We start from the raw sequence: 21,825 nt of genomic DNA on the forward strand, positions 1-21,825 counted from the left end.
TATAAGTTGAAATTTTGTTTTACATCCAGCTGATCACTCGCCACGTTATATCATATCGGCTTGTATGGAGAGGAAAACAAAAACGAAAAATAGGAAATTCTTTATTAGGAATACTCCAACGCTTCCCCAGCATATTTGTGCATAATCTATATAACTGCACTTGAGTAAATTTTCTAACATAAATTTACAAATAAAACGTTCATGAACAAGCTTTGCTCGCTACCCAAGCATGAAAATATTCACACACGGATCGTTATTTTCACAGAAAAAAAGACATGGACCCTATTTTAGTTAGAATAAATGTGCCACCAACTCATTCTTACAAAGAGGTTCATGTCTTATGAATAGATTATCATATCACCAAAGAATCGACAAGTTTTTGAGATCAATGTTGGGGCTGGTGCTGTATTAAGCCTGTGATGAATCATCCACCTATATATCGTGCCTTAACGACAAAAGAATTTGCCAGAGCGCTGACCGATATCCATTCATCCTAAGTTTTCATTCCAAGCATCGAATCGCCTCGTAATATTCATCAAATTTGCTCATCTACAGTTTTTAAGTTACATTTAATTATATTAACAATAAACGAAACAAAAGAGGCGAGAACATTGACGTACATCCAAAAAGGCAGCGTCGAATACATAAAAGCAAGTTTGTCACTATTTTTCGGCGGATTTGTCACCTTTGCCATTTTATACACGACACAGCCGCTGTTGCCAATTTTTGCGAAAGAATTTCACGTTTCCGCCGCTTCTGCTAGTTTAACGGTATCCGCGTCTACTGGAACGTTAGCGGTAATAATGCTCATAGCGGCTAGTTTATCCGACCGCATCGGCAAAAAGAATGTGATGGTAATGTCCATGCTGCTGACATCGATATTAGCGATGGTCATGGCACTTACCCCTAATTTTCTTTCCCTTGTCCTTGCACGCACGTTTCTCGGCATGACGGCCGCGGGCATCCCGTCCCTGGCGATGGCCTACGTCGCCGAGGAATTTCATCCGGCTGGGATCGGAAAAGTGATGGGTCTCTATATTAGTGGGACTAGCATCGGCGGCATGGCTGGGCGAATTGTAACAGGCGTGTTGACCGATTTGTTTTCGTGGCGGACGGCGTTATTTTCCATTGGGGCAATTTCACTTCTATTAAGCGTGGTTTTTGCTCTCATTCTCCCGGCGCCTCGTCATTCGATAAAAAAACCGCTCAATGGCAAAACTGCGCTGCAGGCGTATACCGTTCATTTGCGCAATAAACCGTTAATGGCTCTCATTGTGCTTGGCTTTTTATTTATGGGCGGATTTGTAACGCTGTATAACTATATCGGCTTTTTATTGAGTGAACCGCCGTATTCGTTCAGCCAGTCCGTGCTTGGATTTCTATTTATCGTGTACCTATTCGGCAGTTTTAGCTCCGTTTATATGGGAAGAAAAGCCGATTTACACGGCCATGCGCTGGTGCTAAGCATTTCAGTCGCATTGACCGTGCTTGGTGCAGCTGTTACGCTCGTTCCGTCTGTTGTTGTCAAAATCATCGGACTTTCGCTATTTACCTTTGGCTTTTTCGGCTGTCACTCGATTGCGAGCACTTGGATTGGCGAACGTACAAAGACGAATAAAGCGCAAGCGTCTTCCCTTTACCTCTTATTTTATTATTTAGGTTCCAGCCTTGCTGGCACAGCCGGCGGCTATTTTTGGACGCACTTTCATTGGCTTGGCGTCATCACGTTTATTGTTACGTTATTGCTAGTAAGCTATCCGCTGATCGGCTATGCTCAGAAGCGGCTCGAGTAGTTCCCACGTTTACCATAATCGAGGAAGGGTGGCTGACGAAAAAGAAAAAGCAGACTCTCTATTTTTTTCGACTGTCAGAGGCAAGTCTGTGACTTGCCGACAGCCGAAAAATATCGATTACTCCATAAAAGACGAACCCGTTAAAGTTCCAAACTGCATCTATAATAAATGCCCCGTCACAACGACCGCCCCACATATATATCTTTACTACATTTCATCTTGTTTCCTTTTCATCCTCTATCGTTGTGAAACCATCATTTTTGACTTTCAATAACCTGCAGCCCAAATTGCAGACAGTCTTCACAAATCGAGGCAAACGGCCCTCTGGCAAGGCGAGCTTTTTCACGCAAGCAAAAAGAGCAGCGTTCGTTCATATTTTCTTGAGCCGTTGCGAACGTATCGTTTATTTCTACCACGTTCAGCATTTTCATGTTCTCGTACATATGACGGATCAATGTCTCATCAATATATTCAAACTCCCCTTTAAGTTTCATCGCTGCGAGTTTGCTAGCGACCGCCATTCCTTCATAAAATCGCTGCCTTTCTTTGTCTTCGCCATTTTCCGCAACCGCCATCATGCCTTCAGAAAAACGCTCCAACGCTTCCACCGTCAAGCTGTCCAGCCATGCTTTTTGTCCATCGTTCATTGAATCACCTCCTAATGGTAGTTACTTATTCCCATACGACAAAAAGCTAACATTTTCCTTCTTAAATGGCCACTCATCAAGAAACCGCGCGCAGATGCCGAGGGCATTAAGCAATAATCATGTTTTCTAAACCATTTATACTGATGCTTGCCGACTACGGCAGAAAAGCTAGGAATAGAGCGATGTCAACTGGTTTTTATTGGTTAATCAACACACTTGTCCAATAACAATGTTTTTGCTGCTATCACCGTGACTCTCTCCTGTTGCTAAACATAATATCATTCGCTTCACCTCCGATAGCTATGAAGCGGCTCTGTTTTGGGGATCTATACATCAAAATGAAAAAATGTGGTTAATATCGATCGTTACAAGTTCGTTTGCTTTTAGGCCGAAATAAAATTAACTACTCGCACTTGTATACGAGCGAAGCGCAAAGCGCCAAAAGCGGTGGGATAGCCATAAAAAGAACCCGGCGATGCCAACCGATACCGCTGTGGTGACAACATTCCATCTTCCTAACAAAGATAGTGCTGGCATGTTCGTAATGACCGCAGCCGGCAGTACGTATGTCAGTATGATACGAAGCCAGCCGCGGTACATGCCGGACGGAAAACGGGCCGTTTCGAAAAATGAATCAAAAATAAAGGATAAATCATCGATGCGAATAACCCAAAATGACGTAGTCATTAACATCATCCAAAGGGCATAAATGAGCACGAACGAGGAACCGATGCTTATGACAAACATCGCCACGTCTAACAATGAAGGCATATAATGCTGTTGGACTAATCCGTACCCGATCACACCAAGGCCGAGCAGCACATCAATCAGCCGCCAAAACATTAAATGGCGAAAGCTAACGTAAAACATGCTGTCAACTGGTTTCGTTAAAATATAATCCAACGTTCCTTTGCGAATGTGTTCAAGCAAGCGCGGCATATTGGGACGCAACGCAAAATCGATCAATCCCCGCAGCGTATTAAACACACCGAGCAGCACAAGCACATCAGCATACGTCCATCCGCCTAATTGATCCGTTTGGTAAAAAAAGATTTTTACAGTTAGAATTGCAATTCCGATACCGAAAAAGCTGGACAGTAAATTGCTGAGAAATTCACTCCGATACTCCAGTTCTTCGACAAAACACGCTCGAAAAAATTCGCGGAAAATTCGCCAGTATCTCCCCATTCTTATCCACCTACCGCCTGATTTTTCTTCAATCCCGCTTTCCATAGCAAGCATAATGCAACGATCAACAGCATGACCCACACGGATGCAACTAAAAATCCAAAGGCAATATCCGCCCGATTTGCCGCTCCGGTCAAAATATCAATTGGAAATCCGATCATATAGCGAAACGGCAAAAAAATGCTCCATTGCTGTAACACCGGCGGCAACATCGACAACGGCGCAATCCGTCCGGACAAAAACAAGGAAACAACTTCCATCATGCTGTATACCGCTGTAACTTTTGTGATCCAAAAGCCAAGAAGGCCGCAAGTATAACTAAATAAAAATCGCAACATCATCCCAAGAACAAGCGCTGGCAAAAACAATAGCATTTGCGTTCCTGTGACATCAAGGCGCAACACGGGAACAAACAGAGCCAACACCGCCCAAAACGGTACAAGCACAACAAGAAACAATCCTTTATAAACGATATTTTCCGCAATTGCCCAGTGAATCGGATGAAGCGGCCGAAGAATATATGTCGAAAACGTGCCGTGGCGGATTTCCCGATCAAGCTCCCATACATCCCATGCGCTCGTCATCCGCTCCACGAAAATAAGCGCCATAAAATAGAAAACAAATGCATCCGATTGCGACGGCCTAATGTTCATCCAGACGATCATCGTAATAAGCGGCTGTACCACCGCTCCCGTCATCCACACAATCGTTGCGAGGCGATATGCTAACATTTCTACATACTTCATACGAAGGAGAGCAATATACTTACGAACCATGCAAACCCTCCTGAAACGCCCGCGTAATCACTTCTTCCATCGGCGGGTCTTGAATGGTTAAATCATGTACATGGAAGTGTTGCAAAACGTGTGCCGATACTTCCGCTACTTTGTCGCGGGGAACGCGCAGCGTCACTTTTCCGTCTTCCATCGCCACGACTTCCCCGTAATCGTCCCACGGCACTGAAGGGACTATAGGGAAATGGATTTCCAACCGCTTATACGGTGCCAACGTTTCCGTTAATACGCTTAACTCACCGTCGTAAATGAGCATCCCGTGGTTGATAATCATCACGCGGTCACAAAGTGCTGTCACATCGCCCATGTAATGTGATGTCAATAAAATGGTCGTTTGATATTCGCGATTGTACTCGGCAATAAAGCGCCGCACTTTTTCTTGCGTATGTACATCAAGCCCAATCGTCGGTTCATCTAAAAATAAAATAGCCGGTCGATGCAATAGCGCCGCTGCCAGCTCGCAGCGCATTCGCTGCCCTAACGATAAGCTTCGCGTCGGTTTGGTCAGCAGCGGCTGCAACTCAAGCAACTCCACGAGTTCTTCAAGCGTCCGCCGAAACGTGCGGTCATCAATGTCATAAATCGCCTTGTTTACTAAAAACGTTTCCATCGGAGGAATGTCCCAAATAAGCTGGCTCTTTTGCCCCATAACGAGACTCATCATTTTTTTAAATTCTGGCTTTTGTTCAAACGGAACAAATCCTCCGACTGTAATCTCTCCAGATGTTGGGTACAACAGTCCCGCTAACATTTTCATCGTCGTCGTTTTTCCCGCTCCATTCGGACCTAAAAAACCGACAATTTCCCCTGTTTCAATTGTAAAGGAAATATCTTTCACCGCTTCGACCGTTCGGTATTGCCGCCTCCATAAATGGCGCACCGCGTCAATCCACCGTGCCTGTCGAACATGAACTCGAAACGATTTATGTAAATGCTTCACTGCAATCATGATTTCCCCTCCCTCATTCGCTTCTCTTCCGATTTATATTAATACGAGCGATTGCCGCTGTGCAAACAAAAAGACAGGCTTCTTACTTTATTGAAGCCTGTCACTCCTCTTTTCGTTGACAGCACGGACATTTATGCGAGAATTTCCTCAATTTTTGCGATTACATCACTGGAAAGCTGAACATCTATCGCTTTCGCATTTTCCTCCACCTGCTCTGGTTTACTTGCCCCAATTAATGCGCTGGCAACATTCGGTTGACGTAAAACCCAAGCTAAAGCTAATTGTGAAAGCTTAATACCTAACTCATTAGCCACTTTTTGTAATTGCTCAACCTTGATTAAAACTTCATCCTTTAATAGCTCATTCATAAACATATTCGATTTTGGATCTGTTGCCCGGCTTCCCACCGGTAATTTTTCGCCCCGTTTATATTTTCCTGTTAAAACTCCTTGTGCTAATGGAGAAAAAACAATTTGGCTGATTCCATTTTGTTCGCAAACCGGAATGACTTCTTTTTCAATATAACGATTCAACATATTATAGACAGGCTGGTTTACAACAATGCGATCGAGCAAATATTTATCTGCCGTGCCGAGAGCTTCTTGAATTTGTTGAGCCGTCCATTCGCTAACACCAACATACAAAACTTTCCCTTGCCGAATGAGATCATCAATCGTTCGCAACGTTTCATCGACTGGTGTTTCTTTGTCATACCGGTGACAGTAGTAAATGTCTACATATTCTAAGTTCAAACGTTTTAAGCTTGCATGAAGCTGTTCGAACACATGCTTTCTTGAAAGACCGCGATCGTTCGGACCTTCTCCCATCGGCCAAAATACTTTTGTTGCAATAACATAAGATTCTCTTGGATATTTTCGTAATGCTTCCCCAACAATCTTTTCTGCCTCTCCTCTTGCGTATACGTTTGCCGTATCAAACGAGTTAATTCCTAACTCATATGCTTTATCGATTGTCTTAATAGCCGTTTCTTTTTCCGTAGAGTTTCCATATGTAAGCCAGCTTCCTAAACTAATTTCACTTACTTTTAACCCTGTTCGTCCAAGTTTGCGATACTTCATTGGATAACTCCTCCTTTGTTTTAAATACAGATGATTTTTCAACATATGTAAACCATTTTTAATCAGCTCAAGCGGTTTACTCTATGTCGGCTTTCCAATCTAAATTTATTATAGTAACCCATGTTTCGCAACCAATCATAATCAACAAAATTCTACAACTCCTGCAACCCATTCGACAGCATTCATTTAAAGATTTAAATGTGTTTCATCTTAATAATTAGACATACTATCCTGAAAACAAAATTTGGCAAAAAACAACCCCCACCTAGCCTTTGGAATATAATTTCCAAAGTAAGTATTAAAGTTTATATATGGTTTAATTCCCTTACGCACCCACTTTTTCTACCTTCACTTCATACCCTAACCCCTCTAATTTCTTCACCGTTTGACGCACGATCTTCGCTTCTCGTTGACGCTCCAGTAGTCTGCCCCTAATTCTTATACGGTTAAGCGACTATATAAATACAACTGCGAGATTTAACTTATGGTTGACGAAAAAGTAGACTCCCTATTTTTTTCGACTGTCAGAAGCAAGTCTGTGACTTGCCTTCGTCACGCCTTCGCGTGACAGAGGACCGAACAACCAATCGCTTCACAGACAAATGTATTTGTCTGGAAGCGTTGTTGTTCGGTCACCCGACAGTCGAAAAACACCGATTACTCCATAAAAGACGAAAACGTTAAAGCTTCAAATTGCATCTATATATTCGTACTGTTAGCTGATTTCATTACAAATTCCTTTCAAATTCCAATATTTTCACTTAGAATAGAAGATAGGCGGATAAAACGTAAAATTCTTTTGTAAACGTCACATCAATATTTTCACTGAGATATAGAAAATACGTATGCTCTCCTCGAACATTTTGGCTCTTCACCAAAAGTTGTGCTTGATTATAAAAGCAGATTTGATACTTGTTTATACATAATTGTAAATGAAAGTTAAATAAACAATAAGCGGTATCGCTCGCTTCACAACATCACTTGTTTGTCAAGTACATTTCGTGGTGATAAACCAATATTTTGGAACTTGGGTATTTTCAGGAAGCATAGAAAGGAAGCTTTAGAAAATGTTACTGACGAATGGAAAACTTTCATTAACTAAAATACTCGAGACCTACGTCATTGCAGGATTGAGCGGACTTTTGTTTTATGTTTTAAGCCTTCCTATTCCTTGGATGCTTGGGCCGATTACGGGGATGCTGTTGTGGAAGACGGGAACGAAACGGACGTTAGCGACGACGACAGTCCTTACAAATGTAGGGCTTATCATTTTAGGGATTTATTTCGGACAATCGTTTACAAAAGAAACGTTTATCACTGTCGGACCATATATCGTCCCGTTTTTCACACTTACGATTGTCATTATTAGTATCAATGTGCTAAACAGCATCTTCGTCACAAGATTTATCGGGATCGACCGCGTGACGAGCGTGTTTGCCTCAATCCCCGGCGGATTATCCGAAATGGTTGCGGCAAGCGAATCGTTAAAAGCGAATACAGCGCTTGTTACGATTTTTCAAACGATTCGTCTTCTTACCGTTGTGTTCATTGTACCGTTTGTTGTCGTTCATTTATTTGACGGTCATTCTTCACGAAATAATTTGTTCCATCTCCGCGCTCATGAGTCAAACGGCCACTATCTTTGGTTTGCGGTTAGTATCGCTGCTGGCTGGCTGCTTCGAAACACTGTTCCTGCCGCCTTTGTCATCGGACCTTTAGCAGCGACAGCAGTTATGAATGTCATCGGCATACCATTGCCGACAATTCCGGTTTGGCTATTGATTTTTGCGCAAATTAGCGTTGGAATGAGCATGGGCAATCGCATAACTATCGAAGATTTGAAACTTGGCGGGAAATTTGGCTGGATCTACTTCTTACTGACATTGGTGCTAATTACCGTTTCGTTCAGCTGCGGTTACCTGTTTGCGAAAATGACCCATCTTTCATTGTCAACCGCGATTTTAAGCATGGCGCCGGGCGGACTTGTCGAAATGGTATTGACAGCCGAATCGGTAGGCGGTGACCCGGCGATTGTCAGCTCGCTGCAATTCATCCGTCTTCTTTTTATTATTCTCGTTGTACCAAACGTATTAAAATGGTTTTTTCAAAATTAAATATTGCTTAGGAGGAATACATAATGAAGAGTTTTCAATATTACTGCGCGACACGCATTGAAATGGGAATCGGGAAATCAAAGCAGCTGCCGGAATTGTTGGAATCACTGCAAATCGGAAAATCCATTTTACTTGTCAGTGACCCAGGAGTCGTTCAGGCGGGTTTGGTTGAGCCGATCCAAGCGAAATTGGAGGCTGCTGGCTACCGCGCAACATTATTCAGCGAGTTGTCACAAAATCCGCGCGACACGGAATGCTTGGCAGGTGCGAAGCGCTTTAACGAACAGAACGCGGATGCCGTTGTCGCCATCGGCGGCGGAAGCGCCATGGATACCGGAAAAGCGATTGCTCTTATTGGACCGAATGGCGGGACACCGATCGAGTATGCCGAAGGAAAGCGGCGGTATGAGAACGTTGCTCCAATCATTTGTATCCCCACAACAGCGGGAACAGGCTCTGAAGTCACCCGTTCATCCGTCATTACGGAAGCTTCCACCCACCGGAAATTGACGTTGAAAGATGTTGCGTTGCGTCCGATACTGGCTGTTCTTGATCCGGAGCTTACGTTCACCGTGCCGAAATCAGTGACGGCTGCGACTGGGGTTGATGCGTTAGTTCACGCAATCGAAGGCTATACGTGCAAAGTGACGAACCCAATATCGCAAGCAATGGGAGCAAGGGCAATGGAAATCATTGTATCAGCCCTTCCTGAAGCATATCGGGATGGCCGAAACGTAGAAGCTCGATACGACATGCTGCAAGGTAGTTTGCTTGCAGGGTTATGTTTCGGGTCTGCTGACGTAGCGGCTGTCCATTGTTTAGCGGAAGCACTAGGTGGGCTTTACGATACACCACATGGTGTCGCGAACGCTGTCTTTTTGCCGTTTGTGTTGAAATTTAATGCGGAAGAGAACAAGGCGATGCACGCCAAATTGGCGCGGTATATGAAGTTTGCGACAGAATCAGATTCAGATGAAGAAGCAGTCGAAAAATTGATTGAAGGCATTGAAGCATTTACTCATAATTTGGATATTCCAAAGCTAAAAGACTTACCTGGTGTTCGTAAAGAAGACTTCGGAAAAATTGTGGAATTGGCAATGCAAAACCGCTCTACTCCAAGCAACGTCCGAACGGTGACGGCCGAAGATTATCTTAATATTCTAGAAGAAGCGTACAATGCTTGAATCGTATAAGCACTTAAAAAAAGCGCAGCGGATCCCAATCGCTGATGCATAATGGCGGATAGCTTAAAACATTCAACAGAAGAGTATTTTCATCCTTCCGATGGCGCCGAATTTTTTCGGCATCGGGGTCTATATAAGTTTACGGACGGATGTTGATGGTGTGGAAACGAATACTATTCTTTGTGATTTTGTAATATTAAAGAAACAAGTGTAGCGAATGAACAGTTTGTTGCTCGTCTGAAGGATTCCGGAATATTAGCAATTCCAGTCGGATCATTCGTTTCGTAACCCATCAGGAAGTGACCATTCGTATGGTACAAACGGTGGTACAACAGATCAGACAATGAATCAGCTAAAAACATGGTGAAACAGGAAGTCAATTGGCGACTTCCTGTTTTTTTTGCAAAATAACAAGACATACATAAAAGTAGGCGCTTTGGGATCGCTCTGACAGACATCGAGTCTATGATGAATATGTCTTAACGTTATTTTTACCATTCCTCTTCGCCTCGTATAACGCAACATCCGCATGTTTCATCAGTTCACTAGGCGTTGTTCCATCTGTAGGATAAAAGGCAATTCCGATACTAGCAGTCGTATGAAAAACGTGTTCCCCAATATACCATGGATTTTGGAGAGAGGTCAAGATTCGTTCAGCTATTTGTATAGCCTCCTCCTCTTTGATTTCAGAAAGAAGAATGGTAAATTCATCTCCACCTTGTCGTGCAAGCGTATCATTTTCTCTAAGAAAGCCTTGCACCCTTTGAGAGAATTGCTTGAGAAGTTCATCCCCTACATCATGACCAAATGTATCATTAATGTATTTGAATTTATCCATATCCATATACATGACGGCAAGTTTTCGTTTATATCGCTCTGCTTCTTTTAGGGCTTGTTTCAATCTTTCTCGAAAGAAACTGCGATTAGGTATTCCAGTCAATGTATCATGATAAGCCATATATCTTAGTTTTTCTTCAAACAATTTTCTCTCCGTAATTTCTCTGGCTACAACTTGGAAATGGATAACATTCCCAATCTCATCCAAAACAGGCGTCCCCTTTGCTTCCACCCATACATAATTTCCTTTCACATGTTTGTAACGAAACTCAACAATCTGAGTTTCCTTTGCCCGAACTATATTCATAAATTGCTTTTGAACATGCGAAATGTCATCAGGATGAACCAAATCAAAGGCAAGTTTTCCTTCATAAAATTCGGGCGGGTAACCTAATACGAATTCATGGGATGGGGAAGCGTACCTTACTACTCCATTAAGATCTAATATCCCTACAAGGTCGGTCATATTTTCCGCAATCAAACGATAGCGCTCTTCACTTTCCTTTAACTCTCTTTCAAAACGTTTTTCCTTGGTTATATCTCTAAACATGATCAACGTGGCGGGACTGCCATTATAAATCATCAACACTCCACCGACCTCCACATCAATGATTGTCCCATCTCGTTGGATGAATTGCATTTCGGTAAAGAGAAACTCTTCCCCTATTTCCGCCTCCGCAACTCTTTGTTTGACCAATTCATGATAATTAGGATGAATATAGGAGAAAATCGATTGACCAATTAGATTTTCCTCTTTCATACTTTTCAAAGCGGCTCGATTAGCATAGAGAATTTTTCCTTTCTGCTGAACAACAATTCCCATTGGCGACAACTCGACTACCTTTCGATAACGCTCTTCACTTTCTTCTAATGCCTTTTCTGCTTTTCTAACATCAGATAGGTCTAAAGCGATGCAGTATACACCTACAATTTCGTTATTCACGATGATGGGAACATTTGTTACCATCAAAGGAATCATTCGTCCTTCTTTATTGTAAATGAAACATTCATATCGCTGAGTCTCTCCCTGAACAGCTTTCTTAAAACTTTCTTTCATGACTTCTAAATACTCTGGGACAATAAGCGGTACAAGAGACGTTCCACGAAGTTCATCAACAGAATATCCTGTAACCTGCTCAAACGATGGATTTCCATCGATAAAACATTCATTCAAATCTATGGAATAAATCATGTTGATATTGTATTCAAACAACGATTTATAACGTTCTTCGCTTTCTTTCAGAGATCTTTCCAATCGTTTTTGTCCTGAAATATCCCTAGTAATTCCAGATATTGCAATAATGTTTCCTTTGGAATCCCGAATAGGCGAAAGTGTTAAACTAACATCGATAGGCGTGCCGTCCTTTTTGATACAAATCGATTCAAATCCAGTAATATTTTCACCTAATTTCGCCTTTTCCACTAAAGATTGAGCCTCAGCTAACTGATATTCGGGGATGATCGGCAATAACTTTCCAATTACTTCCTCTCTTTTCCATCCGTACATTTCTTCAAAAGCAGGATTTACATCTAGAACATTCCCTTCCAAATCCAAAATGTCAATAGCATCACCAGTGGAATTGAAAAGAGCTTTAACCCTTTGTTCCATCTCGCTTAAAAATGCTTTCATCTTCTGTAGCTCTGTTACATCTTTTATAACACAGCAGACACCTACTACTTCAACACCTATAATCAAGGGAATAAACTTGACTCGAATATGTAAAATACTCCCGCTTTTATGAAATGCATCCGTCTCAAACTCTGATGAAATTCCCTGTAATACCTCATCAAAATATCGGTTTATTTTTTCTAATTCTGGAAACATCATCTTTTTGTATGAACATCCTTGAACCTCCTCTTTTAAATAGCCAAACATAATCGTTACGGCTTGGTTCACTTCAATGACCTTTCCATCTATGGAAAGAATAAAAATCGCATCAGGATTATATTCAATAATAGATCTGTAGATTTCAAAGAATGATTCTCTCGATAACAGATTCATTTGTAGTTCCTCCTTCGGCAACCCAGCCGTCATAGCATTTGCCTTAGACCTGTGGCTTTGCGTCCCCGACTTTCGTACAGGTTTGCCTTTATCTGGATTAAACTTTAAAATCGCTGTTGGACTCGAACATGCTGTACACATAAGCAAGCTGTACCAAGACCCAATACCGTTTTACCGCCCGACGCCCGCGAACGCGGTACCCATCGAGCTTCAGCTGGTCTTTCGCTTGCCGAAAAAAACCATTCGATTGACCAATGTGTGGTATAGTAGCACAAGATGTCTTCATCGCTCAATTCCCGTCGGTGCTCAAGACGCAATGAAGATGTTCAGTTGTCATCGGCTGATCAGCTTTCCAAGCGAGTAGCACCACGGCATGATCGAGACCGTTGAGCGCACCTTCATAGCGATAACGCTCTTCGCCCACCGTGATGAGGTAGTGTCTTTCGGTTCGATGGAGCGGGCAAGCGCCTTCGCCTGAACCGCTATACCTTTTGGATAAAGAAGCCGATTGGTCTTGAGCATCGCGATCACGTGGAATCCCTTTTTCAGACAGGCTTCCATAAGCGTTTGCGATGGATACAAAGAGTCCATCAGCACATAAACAAACGGGACGGTGCACATCCAAAGAAGAAAGCATCTCGATCGTGAGTTCCTCCTAGCTGCCTTGTCGTAAAGGCGAAACGCGAAGGGAAGCGCTTGGGTCATCGTATGAACCATGAGCCAGACGAGAGAATGTCCCTAAATGGACTTTTTATCTGTGTGGGAATAATGCCAATCACACCCTTGAATGGCGTGCGTTGTCCGTGACGAAGGCTTTGTTTTGCGGCAAATCGTATCATCGATCGAAACAAAAATGGGTTGATTCCCTTGTTTGACGATCCGTTCGATACGACGAAGCATTTACTGCTGGAGCTTGTGAAGTAACATGTCTTCATCTCAAGAGCTTGTCGTGAAAAAATCGCTGAGTGTCGTACGATGATTCGGATGGAAGCTCCAATGGTGAAGATCGGTCAATGTTCCAGAAAAGCCTTTCGTGATCATCGCATCAACGATATGAACGAGATGCTTCTTGACAGGTTTCGAGAAATAAAGCGCCAATCCCAACATCGTGAAAAACTTGTGGGTTCCTTGATGATGTGCTAATTGATCCATGAGACATGAACCTCCTTGTGAATGGTTTGGTGACACATCTATTCTAATCAAGGAATCGGATTCATGTCTCCTTTTTTGTTCGATTTTAAATTTATGTTAGTGGATTTGCTCATCTACAGTAAATAAGTAATTGTACAAATGGGGCTTACAAAGACAACTTTTATTTTTTTTTGCCTTATATCACTAACATTGTATAAACTTCGCAACCTAAATGTCAATCCTTTTTACATCCGGAGCTTTTTGCGATATTGATTTTTCCAAAGAGAAACGAACAAAAAACAACCCACTCATCGGTATTCGAGTTTTTTATCATTTTTCCCTTTAAAAGGGATCTTCACCGAAAATGGTGCTTGACTTTTTAATAAAATGCTCTACTTACAGTTAAAAGGAAATTGCTTATTTATGCATAATATTTATTCGGTAAAACCGATTACTTGTCAAGCACACGTTGTAGTGACGGACCTTAAAAATAGAAAGAGAGCCAAGTGATTTTTTTGGAATATCACAGGCTCTCTTTTTCTGTGAAAAGAAACGATCCATGAGCGTTGTTTTCATGTTTGGGTGGAGAGTAAAAATTACTCATGGATGTTTTATCCTACCAATCTTCGCCATACTCTAAAGTGTCACAGGTACTGTTCGACAATTGCTTAGCTTATGAAAATAACTGTGGAATTTGGGTGATCAATGTGTAAATTCCCATATAAGCCATAGCCATCACGACAATACTACCAAAAATCGTCATCCAAAGCGGATGTTTATAATCGCCAACAATATTGCGTTTGTATGCAGCAATCAGCATGACTCCAAGAGAAATTGGCAAAATTAAACCATTTAATGCACCGACAAGAATTAACGTTTTTACCGGCTTTCCAATCGATACGAAAACAATGGTAGAGATGACGATAAAAGCAACAATTATCCATCGATGGTACGTTTCTAAATTTTTGTGAAACGTACGAATAAAGGATACAGATGTATAAGCCGCACCAATAACCGATGTGATCGCTGCTGCCCACATAACGATGCCAAACAGCTTATATCCTATGTTCCCTGCCGCTAACTGAAACACAGAAGCTGGCGGGTTGGAAGAATCAAGTGCAAGCCCTTTAGCAACAACACCCAACGCTGCTAAAAATAGTACGACCCTCATAATAGAAGCGACACCGATAGCAGAAATGGCACTGCGCGTCACTTCCGGTAAAGCATTCTTCCCTTTAATCCCTGCATCTAACAAACGGTGGCCTCCTGCAAACGTAATATAGCCTCCAACAGTACCACCGACGAGCGTGACAATGGCCATCATGTCAATCTTATCAGGGATGAACGTTTTTACTACCGCTTCCCCAACTGGCGGTTTTGCTGTAAATACTACATATAGCGTTAAACCAATCATGACAATTCCCAATAACTGTGTAAAGCGATCCATCACTTTCATCGCTTCACGCACAATAAAGATAGCAACAGCAATTACTGCGCTGATAATGGCACCTTGTTCCGGTGAAACTCCCAAAAGGACATTCATGCCAAGACCAGCACCGGCAATATTCCCGATATTAAATGCCAAGCCGCCAAGAACAATAAGGACAGCAACGAAATATCCAAGCCCTGGTAATACTAAGTTTGCAATATCTTGCGCTCGTCTTTCAGAAACAGCGATAATCCGCCAAATGTTCATCTGTGCGCCGATATCAAGTAAAATAGAAATAAAAATGACAAAACCAAAGCTTGCGGCCAATTGTTGTGTAAATACGGTTGTTTGCGTGAGGAATCCCGGTCCGATGGCTGATGTAGCCATTAAAAATACCGCACCAATCAACAAACTCATACGCGAAGGTTGTTTTGTTGTCGCCTTTATCACTGTGTCCTTCTTTGTTTCACTTTTTTCAACCATTTCTTCTCCTCCTTGTCATTAACGAATTGATTGAATTTTAATTCCTTCCTCTGTTAATTTTTCAAAAATCTTTTTCGCAAATGTTAACGCATGCGCTCCATCGCCATGAATGCAAATCGTATCTGCTTGGATTTCCACATCAGTCCCTTGCTGTGACCGCACTTTTCCTTCTTTCACCATGCGAATCACTTGCTGTATCGCTTCTTGTTCGTCATGAATTAAAGCGTTAAGTTCACGACGTGGTGTTAACGAACCATCTTGCTGATATGTACGATCGGCAAACACTTCATTGGCTGTCTTTAAGCCAACTCTCTCTCCTGCTTTAATTAATTCGCTTCCTGCTAATCCAAACAACACTAACGTTGGGTCAATGTCATAAACTGCTTTTGCGATCGCTTCTGAAAGTGCGCGGTCTTTTGCAGCCATATTGTACAAGGCGCCATGCGGTTTCACGTGTTGCATCTTTCCGCCTGCAGCCTTTACAAAACCATATAATGCTCCTATTTGATAAACAATGAGATCATACGCTTCTTCCGGGGTAATCGCCATGTTTCTTCTTCCGAATCCGATTAAATCTGGCAGCCCCGGATGTGCACCGATACTCACCCCTTTTTCTAACGCCATGTAGACTGTTCTGCGCATCGTTGATGGGTCACCAGCATGGAACCCGCAAGCAATATTCGCTGATGTCACGTAATTTAAAATATCTTCATCGTTCCCGATCCGATATACTCCAAAGCTTTCTCCCATATCACAATTAAGATCGACGCGATACACCCTTATTCCCCCATTTTCGATATAATCGCTTTTTTGCATTGCTTAAGCTCAAATTCGCGTTGAAGATATAATCGTTGTGCTTCTTCAAATGAAATGTCGCGAAATACAATCCGTTCTCCTGGTCTTGTTTGTGCTAAAATCGGCAAATCGACAGCAATGACTTGCGCAATTTTCGGATAACCGCCTGTCGTTTGACGATCCGCCATCAATACAATCGGTTTTCCCTCAGCCGGCACTTGAACTGTTCCAAAAGTGACTGCTTCCGAAACCATTTCTGTTGACCGTTTTCTCTCAAGTGAAGGTCCATCAAGGCGATAGCCCATTCGATTCGATTGAGGAGTTACTTCATATGGTTGAGTCAGAAAACATTCTTGGCTTTGCGTCGTAAAATCAGTAAATTGTGCACCGCGAATGACGCGAATCGTTTTTGGTGATCCGTAAAAATAGGCACGAAGCCCAAATGAAATTCCCCAGCTCATCGCTATAAAAGGAAGAAGTGTTTTGTTCTTATAGAATCGCAACAACTCAAGCTTTCGCCCTGATTCCCGAAGCAAAAGCACATCTCCTTTTTGCAAAGCTCTTCCTTGAAAACCTCCGATACGTGCAAGTAAATACGTGGATTGGCTGTTCATCACCTTGGGAAGATGAAAACCTCCGGCCACAGCCAAATAAGCCCGACATCCTACGCGACAATGCCCGATCGTAAGTACACTGCCTTGTTTAACCAAAATAGGGCGCCATAACGGTACTTCCTGTCCATCGATGCTTGCTTCAAACTCCCCGCCACATATTGCAATCAATGCATCTTCCTCAAAAGCAAGTGTTGGACCAATTAACGTCATCTCCAGCGCACCTTCCGATTCTTCATTTCCGACAAGAATGTTGGCGATGCGATGCGCAAATTGGTCCATTGCCCCGCTCACAATCACGCCGTCCTTTTGGAAACCAAATCGACCTAAATCTTGAATCGTAGTTAGTAATCCACTACGAATAACACGAATCCCCATTGTTCTCCTCCTGAAGCTGCTTATATTCTTCCCTCGTTATCGCTTGAAAGCGAACACGGTCTCCAGTTTGTAGTAAACTCGGCTGAGGATGATGTGGACGGAATAATTGGAGCGGTGTTCTTCCGATTAATTGCCATCCTCCTGGGCTTTCAATCGGATATACTCCCGTTTGCATTCCGGCGATGCCAACAGATCCAGCAGGAATATGTAATCGTGGCGAATTTTTCCGCGGTGTGGCAATTTTTTCTGACATGCCGCCTAAATAAGCAAATCCCGGCGCAAATCCAATCATGTACACAAGATAATGACCGTTCGTATGAATATCGACCACTTCTTCAGGTGTTAATTGATTTCTTCTCGCTACTTCTTCTAAATCCGGTCCAAACTCTCCTCCATAACAAACAGGAATCACGACTTCATTTCCTTGAGGAGTATTGGCAGACTCTAATGACGAAAGGATATTTTTCAGTACGGTACAAATTCTTTCAAAAGGAAGAACCTCTATATCCGATTTCCGGTTTGTATTTTTTGCGAACTGTACTGGATCATAATAGACGGTAACAGTTGTATAGGCAGGAACGACCTCAATAATTCCCTCGACATGATGCTCTGTAAAATAGGTAGCAACTTGGCGAACTCGTTGATGAACATCGGGAGTAATTTGTTCGCCAAATTTGATTACTAACGCATTCTCACTAAGCGGTATCAGCTCATAGCTCAACATTTTTTCCTCCAATAAAACCAAGTGCTTTTGAAATTTGTTCTGCTGCATGTTTTAATTGTGGAACTAATTGTTCAATATAAGAAGGCTGAAAGCGATTTTCCGGTCCGACGACACTTAATCCTGCTACAACCTTTCCTTCGTGATTAAAAATCGGAACAGCAACAGCAGAAGAATAGTCGGCTAATTCCGAATGGCTCACCGTATATCCTTTTTCCTTTGCTTCATTTATCACAGTCTTTAATTGCTCACGATCAACAATCGTTTTTGAGGCAATTGGGATCAATTCGACATGGTCAAGATATTTCTTTTGCTCTTCACTTGGCATAAAGGCAAGCAGCACGCGCGGACAAGCTCCAGCATAAAGCGGGGCTCTTCTTCCTACCCTTGTATACACTCGAACGGGTTCTGATGTTTCTACTTTTTCTACATAAATTGCTTCATCGCCATCCTTAATGACTAAGTTAACCGCTTCATTCGTTTCTTCTTTTAATTGCTTCATAATTGGCAATGCTGCTTTTCGAACATCCAATCGTTCTGCAACTAAACAGCCAAACTGCAATAAGGACAACCCAAGTTCATAAGCTTCCCCATCTTTTTTTAGAAAGCCGCTTGCCACTAATGACTGAATCATCCGGAAAACCGATGTTTTTGGCAGTTTTGTCAGCTTCACCATTTCTTGCAGCGTCAGCTGTTCATGTGTTATAAACAATTGCAATAGTTCGAGCGTTTTTACTACCGTTTTATTCATAAAAATCCCCTTTTGTTCCGAATAACGAAATAAATGTTCCGAAAAATGAATATTTTTTATAATCCATTATATTTATCGATAAAATAAAAATCAATGAGAATTTACGAATTATATAAGTTCAGCAAAGATTTTTGCATCTTAGTAATTATGTTGCTTATCGACGACATGTATACATTTGCTCAATGAATGGGATGTAAAACAGTTGAGCTTATATAGTTAATAAGCTCTCTTCTCTAGAGTGGAGAAAATGCGCAAGGATAGGGGAGATGTTTAAATTATAATAAAATAATAAAGGAATCTAGCTTAATTTATAAAGCTGATTCCTTTTGCAATCCATTTCTTCGTTATAATATTCCAAATTGTTCCTCGCGTAAATTTGTAATAAACATATGCCCTGGTGCATGGGTAATCATCAATTCCGGCTTCACTTGCATCGCTACCGCTTGTGGTGTCACTCCACATGCCCAAAACACTGGGACTTCCCCATCATTTATAGGAACAGGGTCACCAAAATCCGGCTTCTGCAGATCGCGAATGCCAATGGATGCAGGATTCCCAATATGAATAGGTGCTCCGTGAACAGCTGGAAAACGACTCGTTACCTGAACGGCGCGCACGACATCTTTTTCCGGAATCGGACGCATGCTAACAACCATAGGACCTTCGAAACGTCCAGCTTTCACACAAGGAATATTCGTTTTATACATCGGCACATTACTTTCGCATTCGATATGGCGAACCGAAATTCCGTTATCCAGCAAAGCCTTTTCGAAAGTAAAACTGCAGCCAAGCAAAAAAGCAACCATATCATCTTCCCAATAGGAAACAATATTATCGACTTCTTCAACTAATTCGCCGTTTCGATAGATTCGATATTTCGGGAGATCCGTTCGTAAATCAGCGTCAGGAGCAACGAGCTGCGGAACCGGAGAACCCGGCTCTGTTACATCAATAACCGGGCAAGGTTTGGGATTGCGCTGGCAAAATAATAAAAATTCAAAAGCCAGATCCTTTTTTAAGATAACTAGATTGGCTTGCGTGTAGCCATTGGCAAGACCTGCGGTAGGCTGCCTCCATTCGTTTTTGCGAATATAGTCACGAACCTTAGACGGGTGGGCAGTTGATAATTCGTTCATTTCTCTCTTTTTTCTCCTTTCATATGTAGGTTGGCGCTTTCATTTTAAAGGAAATTTCATGCAAGGGCTATTTTGCTCTAAGGTCTCTATCTAGCACCAAGGGGTTATAAATACCATCATTTTACTCTATTAACTCACACTTCACAACCTGTGAATCCGAATTGGTGATGAACCACTTTTTATAGATTTTATAAAAAATTAACATAAAACCTTCCCAACGCCTAAATAATTTAAAAACGCTGCCTTCAAAGAACTCTTTCAAGAATCTTTAAGGGCAGCTTTTTTAACTCAAATGAAGGCAAATGGCGGGCTGTTAACCGAGATGATCCTTATCAACACCTGAAACTAAACTGTTTTAGCAACAGCCGTCCACATCGCAAACAAATCCTTCCATCGCTTCAACAGAGCGTTGTTTACTTAATTCATCATAATCGGGCGAGGAGACCCCGACTTCTAAGCAAGAGCGAAAGTCGGGGAGGAATCACCCTTCCTCCTTTCGATTAATAATGTGCTCGCATGCTCCACTTTTTTTAGTTTCTTAACACTTGCCGAAGCATGGATTCTTGTGCCATCTAACAACCGAAGATCGAAATATCCGCTACTTCTTCTGCCGAACACAAAACATTCTTGGCGATGGTACATCACTTTGTCAAATAGCTGAAACCCTTTGACCAACCGTTCCGCCTTATTGGCTTTCCTTTTTCCGCCTTTTGATATGGTTGCTTTGTGTAGTTGACGGTTATTTTTGCGAACAAATTTCAACAGAAACACCGTGTCGCTCGGTGTGGCAAGAGGATTCCCACTGATACAACGAGCATCGACCATGTGCGTTTTTGCCAATCTATGCACAATACGAGTGTGTTTGGTGATATATCCATACGTGTGCTTCGCATGCGGATACACTTTCTTTAGTCCATTCCAGATGAACCAACGCATCATGGACATGTGGGAAGCGTCTTTCAACGAAGGGAATCTCCGCTGTATTTCGTGTTCTAATCCCTCTCGATGAATCCTATCGTGGCAAGTTTTGCACAGTGTAAGGAGATTACTCGGAGAATCGCCACCCGTCTTTCTGCTTTCGATATGATGGACATTCAGTACAGGGTCTTTCAACTTTCCTTTGCACCATTGGCATGTATGACCGTCTCGATACAATACATACTCCCTCACATTCCAAAAGCCCAATTGCTCTCCTTGTTGATATGCTGCACCTTGAATATCAGGATTCTTTATCTTTTGAGTATCAAATTGCGCCACTTCAACGGTGATATGGGTAATCGGAAGCAGCGAATGTACCCATTTGACTAATTTGATATGACTCTCCACTTTATGCTGAATCGAAGGGGCTAACCAACCGTTTGGCTTCTTACGATTCAAAAATCGGGCTTTTCGATATCTTGTTTTTCGATTTCTTCGGCTTCTGCGAAATTGCCTCCTCGTTGCTAACAATTCTTGAATGTCCGTACGCAATTGTACTTCTGCTTCCAAAAGCACCTGATTTTTTGTGGTAGCGGATAGCCCCACATGTTTTGCTCCTGCGTCTACACCTAAAGAAATAGGTTGCTTGTATCCGCTACTACCGTATAGTAGTTGAATCGTGAACGGGGTTCTTTTTACTACTTTTGCTTTTTTGTTTGTTAACAATATCCTTGCTTTTCTTGGCGAGCACGGCATCAATGGTTTCCCATGCTTATTGATCACGTACACGAACAAGACGTGTACCTCCTTTCGCGGAGTGTTCTTCCTCTTCCCCCATGTTGGAAGGGCTTGTGATGTTGACAGCACCGTCCCTACCCATCAGGA

General features: G+C 42.3%; 16 protein-coding genes, 2 pseudogenes and 1 riboswitch. Of the genes and pseudogenes, 4 read left to right on the forward strand and 14 right to left on the reverse strand.

Annotation, left to right across the window (positions count from 1 at the left end; genetic code table 11):
* Positions 1–275: 275 nt before the first annotated feature.
* A pseudogene (locus tag HNQ34_RS17575) lies at positions 276–517 on the forward strand (hypothetical protein); the annotation flags it as partial.
* A gap of 94 nt (positions 518–611) precedes the next feature.
* Positions 612–1,793, forward strand: coding sequence for an MFS transporter (locus HNQ34_RS13105; protein WP_183255327.1), 1,182 nt, complete (start codon positions 612–614; stop codon positions 1,791–1,793).
* Positions 1,794–2,047: 254 nt separating this feature from the next.
* On the opposite strand, the gene HNQ34_RS13110 is transcribed toward HNQ34_RS13105, so the two are convergent.
* The 5 genes from HNQ34_RS13110 to HNQ34_RS13130 all read right to left on the reverse strand — a co-directional run bounded on the left by HNQ34_RS13110 (position 2,048) and on the right by HNQ34_RS13130 (position 6,450).
* Positions 2,048–2,440 (reverse strand): hypothetical protein, encoded by a 393-nt coding sequence (locus HNQ34_RS13110; protein ID WP_183255331.1) that lies wholly within the window; start codon positions 2,438–2,440, stop codon positions 2,048–2,050.
* Between the two features lie 399 nt (positions 2,441–2,839).
* On the reverse strand, positions 2,840–3,628 hold the full coding sequence (locus HNQ34_RS13115) for an ABC transporter permease (RefSeq protein ID WP_183255333.1): 789 nt from the start codon (positions 3,626–3,628) through the stop codon (positions 2,840–2,842).
* Between the two features lie 2 nt (positions 3,629–3,630).
* The gene (locus HNQ34_RS13120) at positions 3,631–4,404 is read right to left on the reverse strand and encodes an ABC transporter permease (RefSeq protein ID WP_183255335.1); all 774 of its coding nucleotides are present in this window, start codon (positions 4,402–4,404) and stop codon (positions 3,631–3,633) included.
* Positions 4,394–5,371: an ABC transporter ATP-binding protein gene (locus tag HNQ34_RS13125; RefSeq protein ID WP_183255338.1), complete on the reverse strand. Its 978-nt coding sequence runs from the start codon at positions 5,369–5,371 to the stop codon at positions 4,394–4,396. The genes HNQ34_RS13120 and HNQ34_RS13125 overlap by 11 nt, the downstream gene beginning before the upstream one ends.
* A 131-nt stretch (positions 5,372–5,502) precedes the next feature.
* Positions 5,503–6,450, reverse strand: a complete 948-nt coding sequence (locus HNQ34_RS13130; RefSeq protein WP_183255339.1) for an aldo/keto reductase family protein — start codon at positions 6,448–6,450, stop codon at positions 5,503–5,505.
* Between the two features lie 1,067 nt (positions 6,451–7,517).
* Between HNQ34_RS13130 and HNQ34_RS13135 the strand changes: the two genes are divergently transcribed.
* Both HNQ34_RS13135 and HNQ34_RS13140 read left to right on the forward strand, forming a co-directional pair.
* Positions 7,518–8,564 carry an AbrB family transcriptional regulator gene (locus tag HNQ34_RS13135; RefSeq protein WP_183255342.1) on the forward strand — a complete coding sequence of 349 codons (1,047 nt, stop codon included), beginning with the start codon at positions 7,518–7,520 and terminating at the stop codon, positions 8,562–8,564.
* 23 nt (positions 8,565–8,587) lie between these two features.
* Entirely contained in the window at positions 8,588–9,748 is a 1,161-nt protein-coding gene (locus HNQ34_RS13140; protein WP_183255344.1) for an iron-containing alcohol dehydrogenase, read from the forward strand.
* A gap of 463 nt (positions 9,749–10,211) precedes the next feature.
* Here the strand turns inward: HNQ34_RS13140 and HNQ34_RS13145 are convergent, their stop codons facing one another.
* The 9 genes and pseudogenes from HNQ34_RS13145 to iscB all read right to left on the reverse strand — a co-directional run bounded on the left by HNQ34_RS13145 (position 10,212) and on the right by iscB (position 21,729).
* Positions 10,212–12,587, reverse strand: coding sequence for a PAS domain S-box protein (locus tag HNQ34_RS13145; protein WP_183255345.1), 2,376 nt, complete (start codon positions 12,585–12,587; stop codon positions 10,212–10,214).
* Between the two features lie 13 nt (positions 12,588–12,600).
* A riboswitch (cyclic di-GMP riboswitch) is annotated at positions 12,601–12,684 on the reverse strand.
* A 9-nt stretch (positions 12,685–12,693) separates the two neighbouring features.
* Positions 12,694–13,739: pseudogene (locus tag HNQ34_RS13150) on the reverse strand (IS701 family transposase); the annotation flags it as partial.
* A gap of 652 nt (positions 13,740–14,391) precedes the next feature.
* On the reverse strand, positions 14,392–15,564 hold the full coding sequence (locus tag HNQ34_RS13155) for an NRAMP family divalent metal transporter (RefSeq protein WP_246364184.1): 1,173 nt from the start codon (positions 15,562–15,564) through the stop codon (positions 14,392–14,394).
* Between the two features lie 84 nt (positions 15,565–15,648).
* Positions 15,649–16,407, reverse strand: coding sequence for a 5-oxoprolinase subunit PxpA (pxpA, locus tag HNQ34_RS13160; protein ID WP_183255349.1), 759 nt, complete (start codon positions 16,405–16,407; stop codon positions 15,649–15,651).
* A 2-nt stretch (positions 16,408–16,409) separates the two neighbouring features.
* On the reverse strand, positions 16,410–17,414 hold the full coding sequence (locus HNQ34_RS13165) for a 5-oxoprolinase subunit C family protein (protein ID WP_183255351.1): 1,005 nt from the start codon (positions 17,412–17,414) through the stop codon (positions 16,410–16,412).
* Entirely contained in the window at positions 17,392–18,138 is a 747-nt protein-coding gene (gene pxpB, locus HNQ34_RS13170) for a 5-oxoprolinase subunit PxpB (RefSeq protein WP_183255353.1), read from the reverse strand. The genes HNQ34_RS13165 and pxpB overlap by 23 nt, the downstream gene beginning before the upstream one ends.
* Entirely contained in the window at positions 18,125–18,886 is a 762-nt protein-coding gene (locus HNQ34_RS13175; protein WP_183255355.1) for an IclR family transcriptional regulator, read from the reverse strand. Before HNQ34_RS13175 ends, pxpB begins: the two co-directional genes overlap by 14 nt.
* 344 nt (positions 18,887–19,230) lie before the next feature.
* Positions 19,231–20,022: a putative hydro-lyase gene (locus tag HNQ34_RS13180; RefSeq protein WP_183255357.1), complete on the reverse strand. Its 792-nt coding sequence runs from the start codon at positions 20,020–20,022 to the stop codon at positions 19,231–19,233.
* Positions 20,023–20,475: 453 nt separating this feature from the next.
* The gene (gene iscB / locus HNQ34_RS13185) at positions 20,476–21,729 is read right to left on the reverse strand and encodes an RNA-guided endonuclease IscB (RefSeq protein ID WP_312856132.1); all 1,254 of its coding nucleotides are present in this window, start codon (positions 21,727–21,729) and stop codon (positions 20,476–20,478) included.
* Between the last annotated feature and the right edge of the window lie 96 nt (positions 21,730–21,825).

Source organism: Anoxybacteroides tepidamans (assembly GCF_014201465.1).
Classification (GTDB): domain Bacteria; phylum Bacillota; class Bacilli; order Bacillales; family Anoxybacillaceae; genus Anoxybacteroides; species Anoxybacteroides tepidamans.

What these genes read in the sequence shown, in the direction of transcription:
- HNQ34_RS13110 (WP_183255331.1), bottom strand. Translation starts at nt 2,440, where the DNA reads ATGAACGATGGACAAAAAGCATGGCTGGACAGCTTGACGGTGGAAGCG.
- HNQ34_RS13115 (WP_183255333.1), bottom strand. Translation starts at nt 3,628, where the DNA reads ATGGGGAGATACTGGCGAATTTTCCGCGAATTTTTTCGAGCGTGTTTT.
- HNQ34_RS13120 (WP_183255335.1), bottom strand. Translation starts at nt 4,404, where the DNA reads ATGGTTCGTAAGTATATTGCTCTCCTTCGTATGAAGTATGTAGAAATG.
- HNQ34_RS13125 (WP_183255338.1), bottom strand. Translation starts at nt 5,371, where the DNA reads ATGATTGCAGTGAAGCATTTACATAAATCGTTTCGAGTTCATGTTCGA.
- HNQ34_RS13130 (WP_183255339.1), bottom strand. Translation starts at nt 6,450, where the DNA reads ATGAAGTATCGCAAACTTGGACGAACAGGGTTAAAAGTAAGTGAAATT.
- HNQ34_RS13135 (WP_183255342.1), top strand. Translation starts at nt 7,518, where the DNA reads ATGTTACTGACGAATGGAAAACTTTCATTAACTAAAATACTCGAGACC.
- HNQ34_RS13140 (WP_183255344.1), top strand. Translation starts at nt 8,588, where the DNA reads ATGAAGAGTTTTCAATATTACTGCGCGACACGCATTGAAATGGGAATC.
- HNQ34_RS13145 (WP_183255345.1), bottom strand. Translation starts at nt 12,587, where the DNA reads ATGAATCTGTTATCGAGAGAATCATTCTTTGAAATCTACAGATCTATT.
- HNQ34_RS13155 (WP_246364184.1), bottom strand. Translation starts at nt 15,564, where the DNA reads ATGAGTTTGTTGATTGGTGCGGTATTTTTAATGGCTACATCAGCCATC.
- HNQ34_RS13165 (WP_183255351.1), bottom strand. Translation starts at nt 17,414, where the DNA reads ATGGGGATTCGTGTTATTCGTAGTGGATTACTAACTACGATTCAAGAT.
- pxpB (WP_183255353.1), bottom strand. Translation starts at nt 18,138, where the DNA reads ATGTTGAGCTATGAGCTGATACCGCTTAGTGAGAATGCGTTAGTAATC.
- HNQ34_RS13175 (WP_183255355.1), bottom strand. Translation starts at nt 18,886, where the DNA reads ATGAATAAAACGGTAGTAAAAACGCTCGAACTATTGCAATTGTTTATA.
- HNQ34_RS13180 (WP_183255357.1), bottom strand. Translation starts at nt 20,022, where the DNA reads ATGAACGAATTATCAACTGCCCACCCGTCTAAGGTTCGTGACTATATT.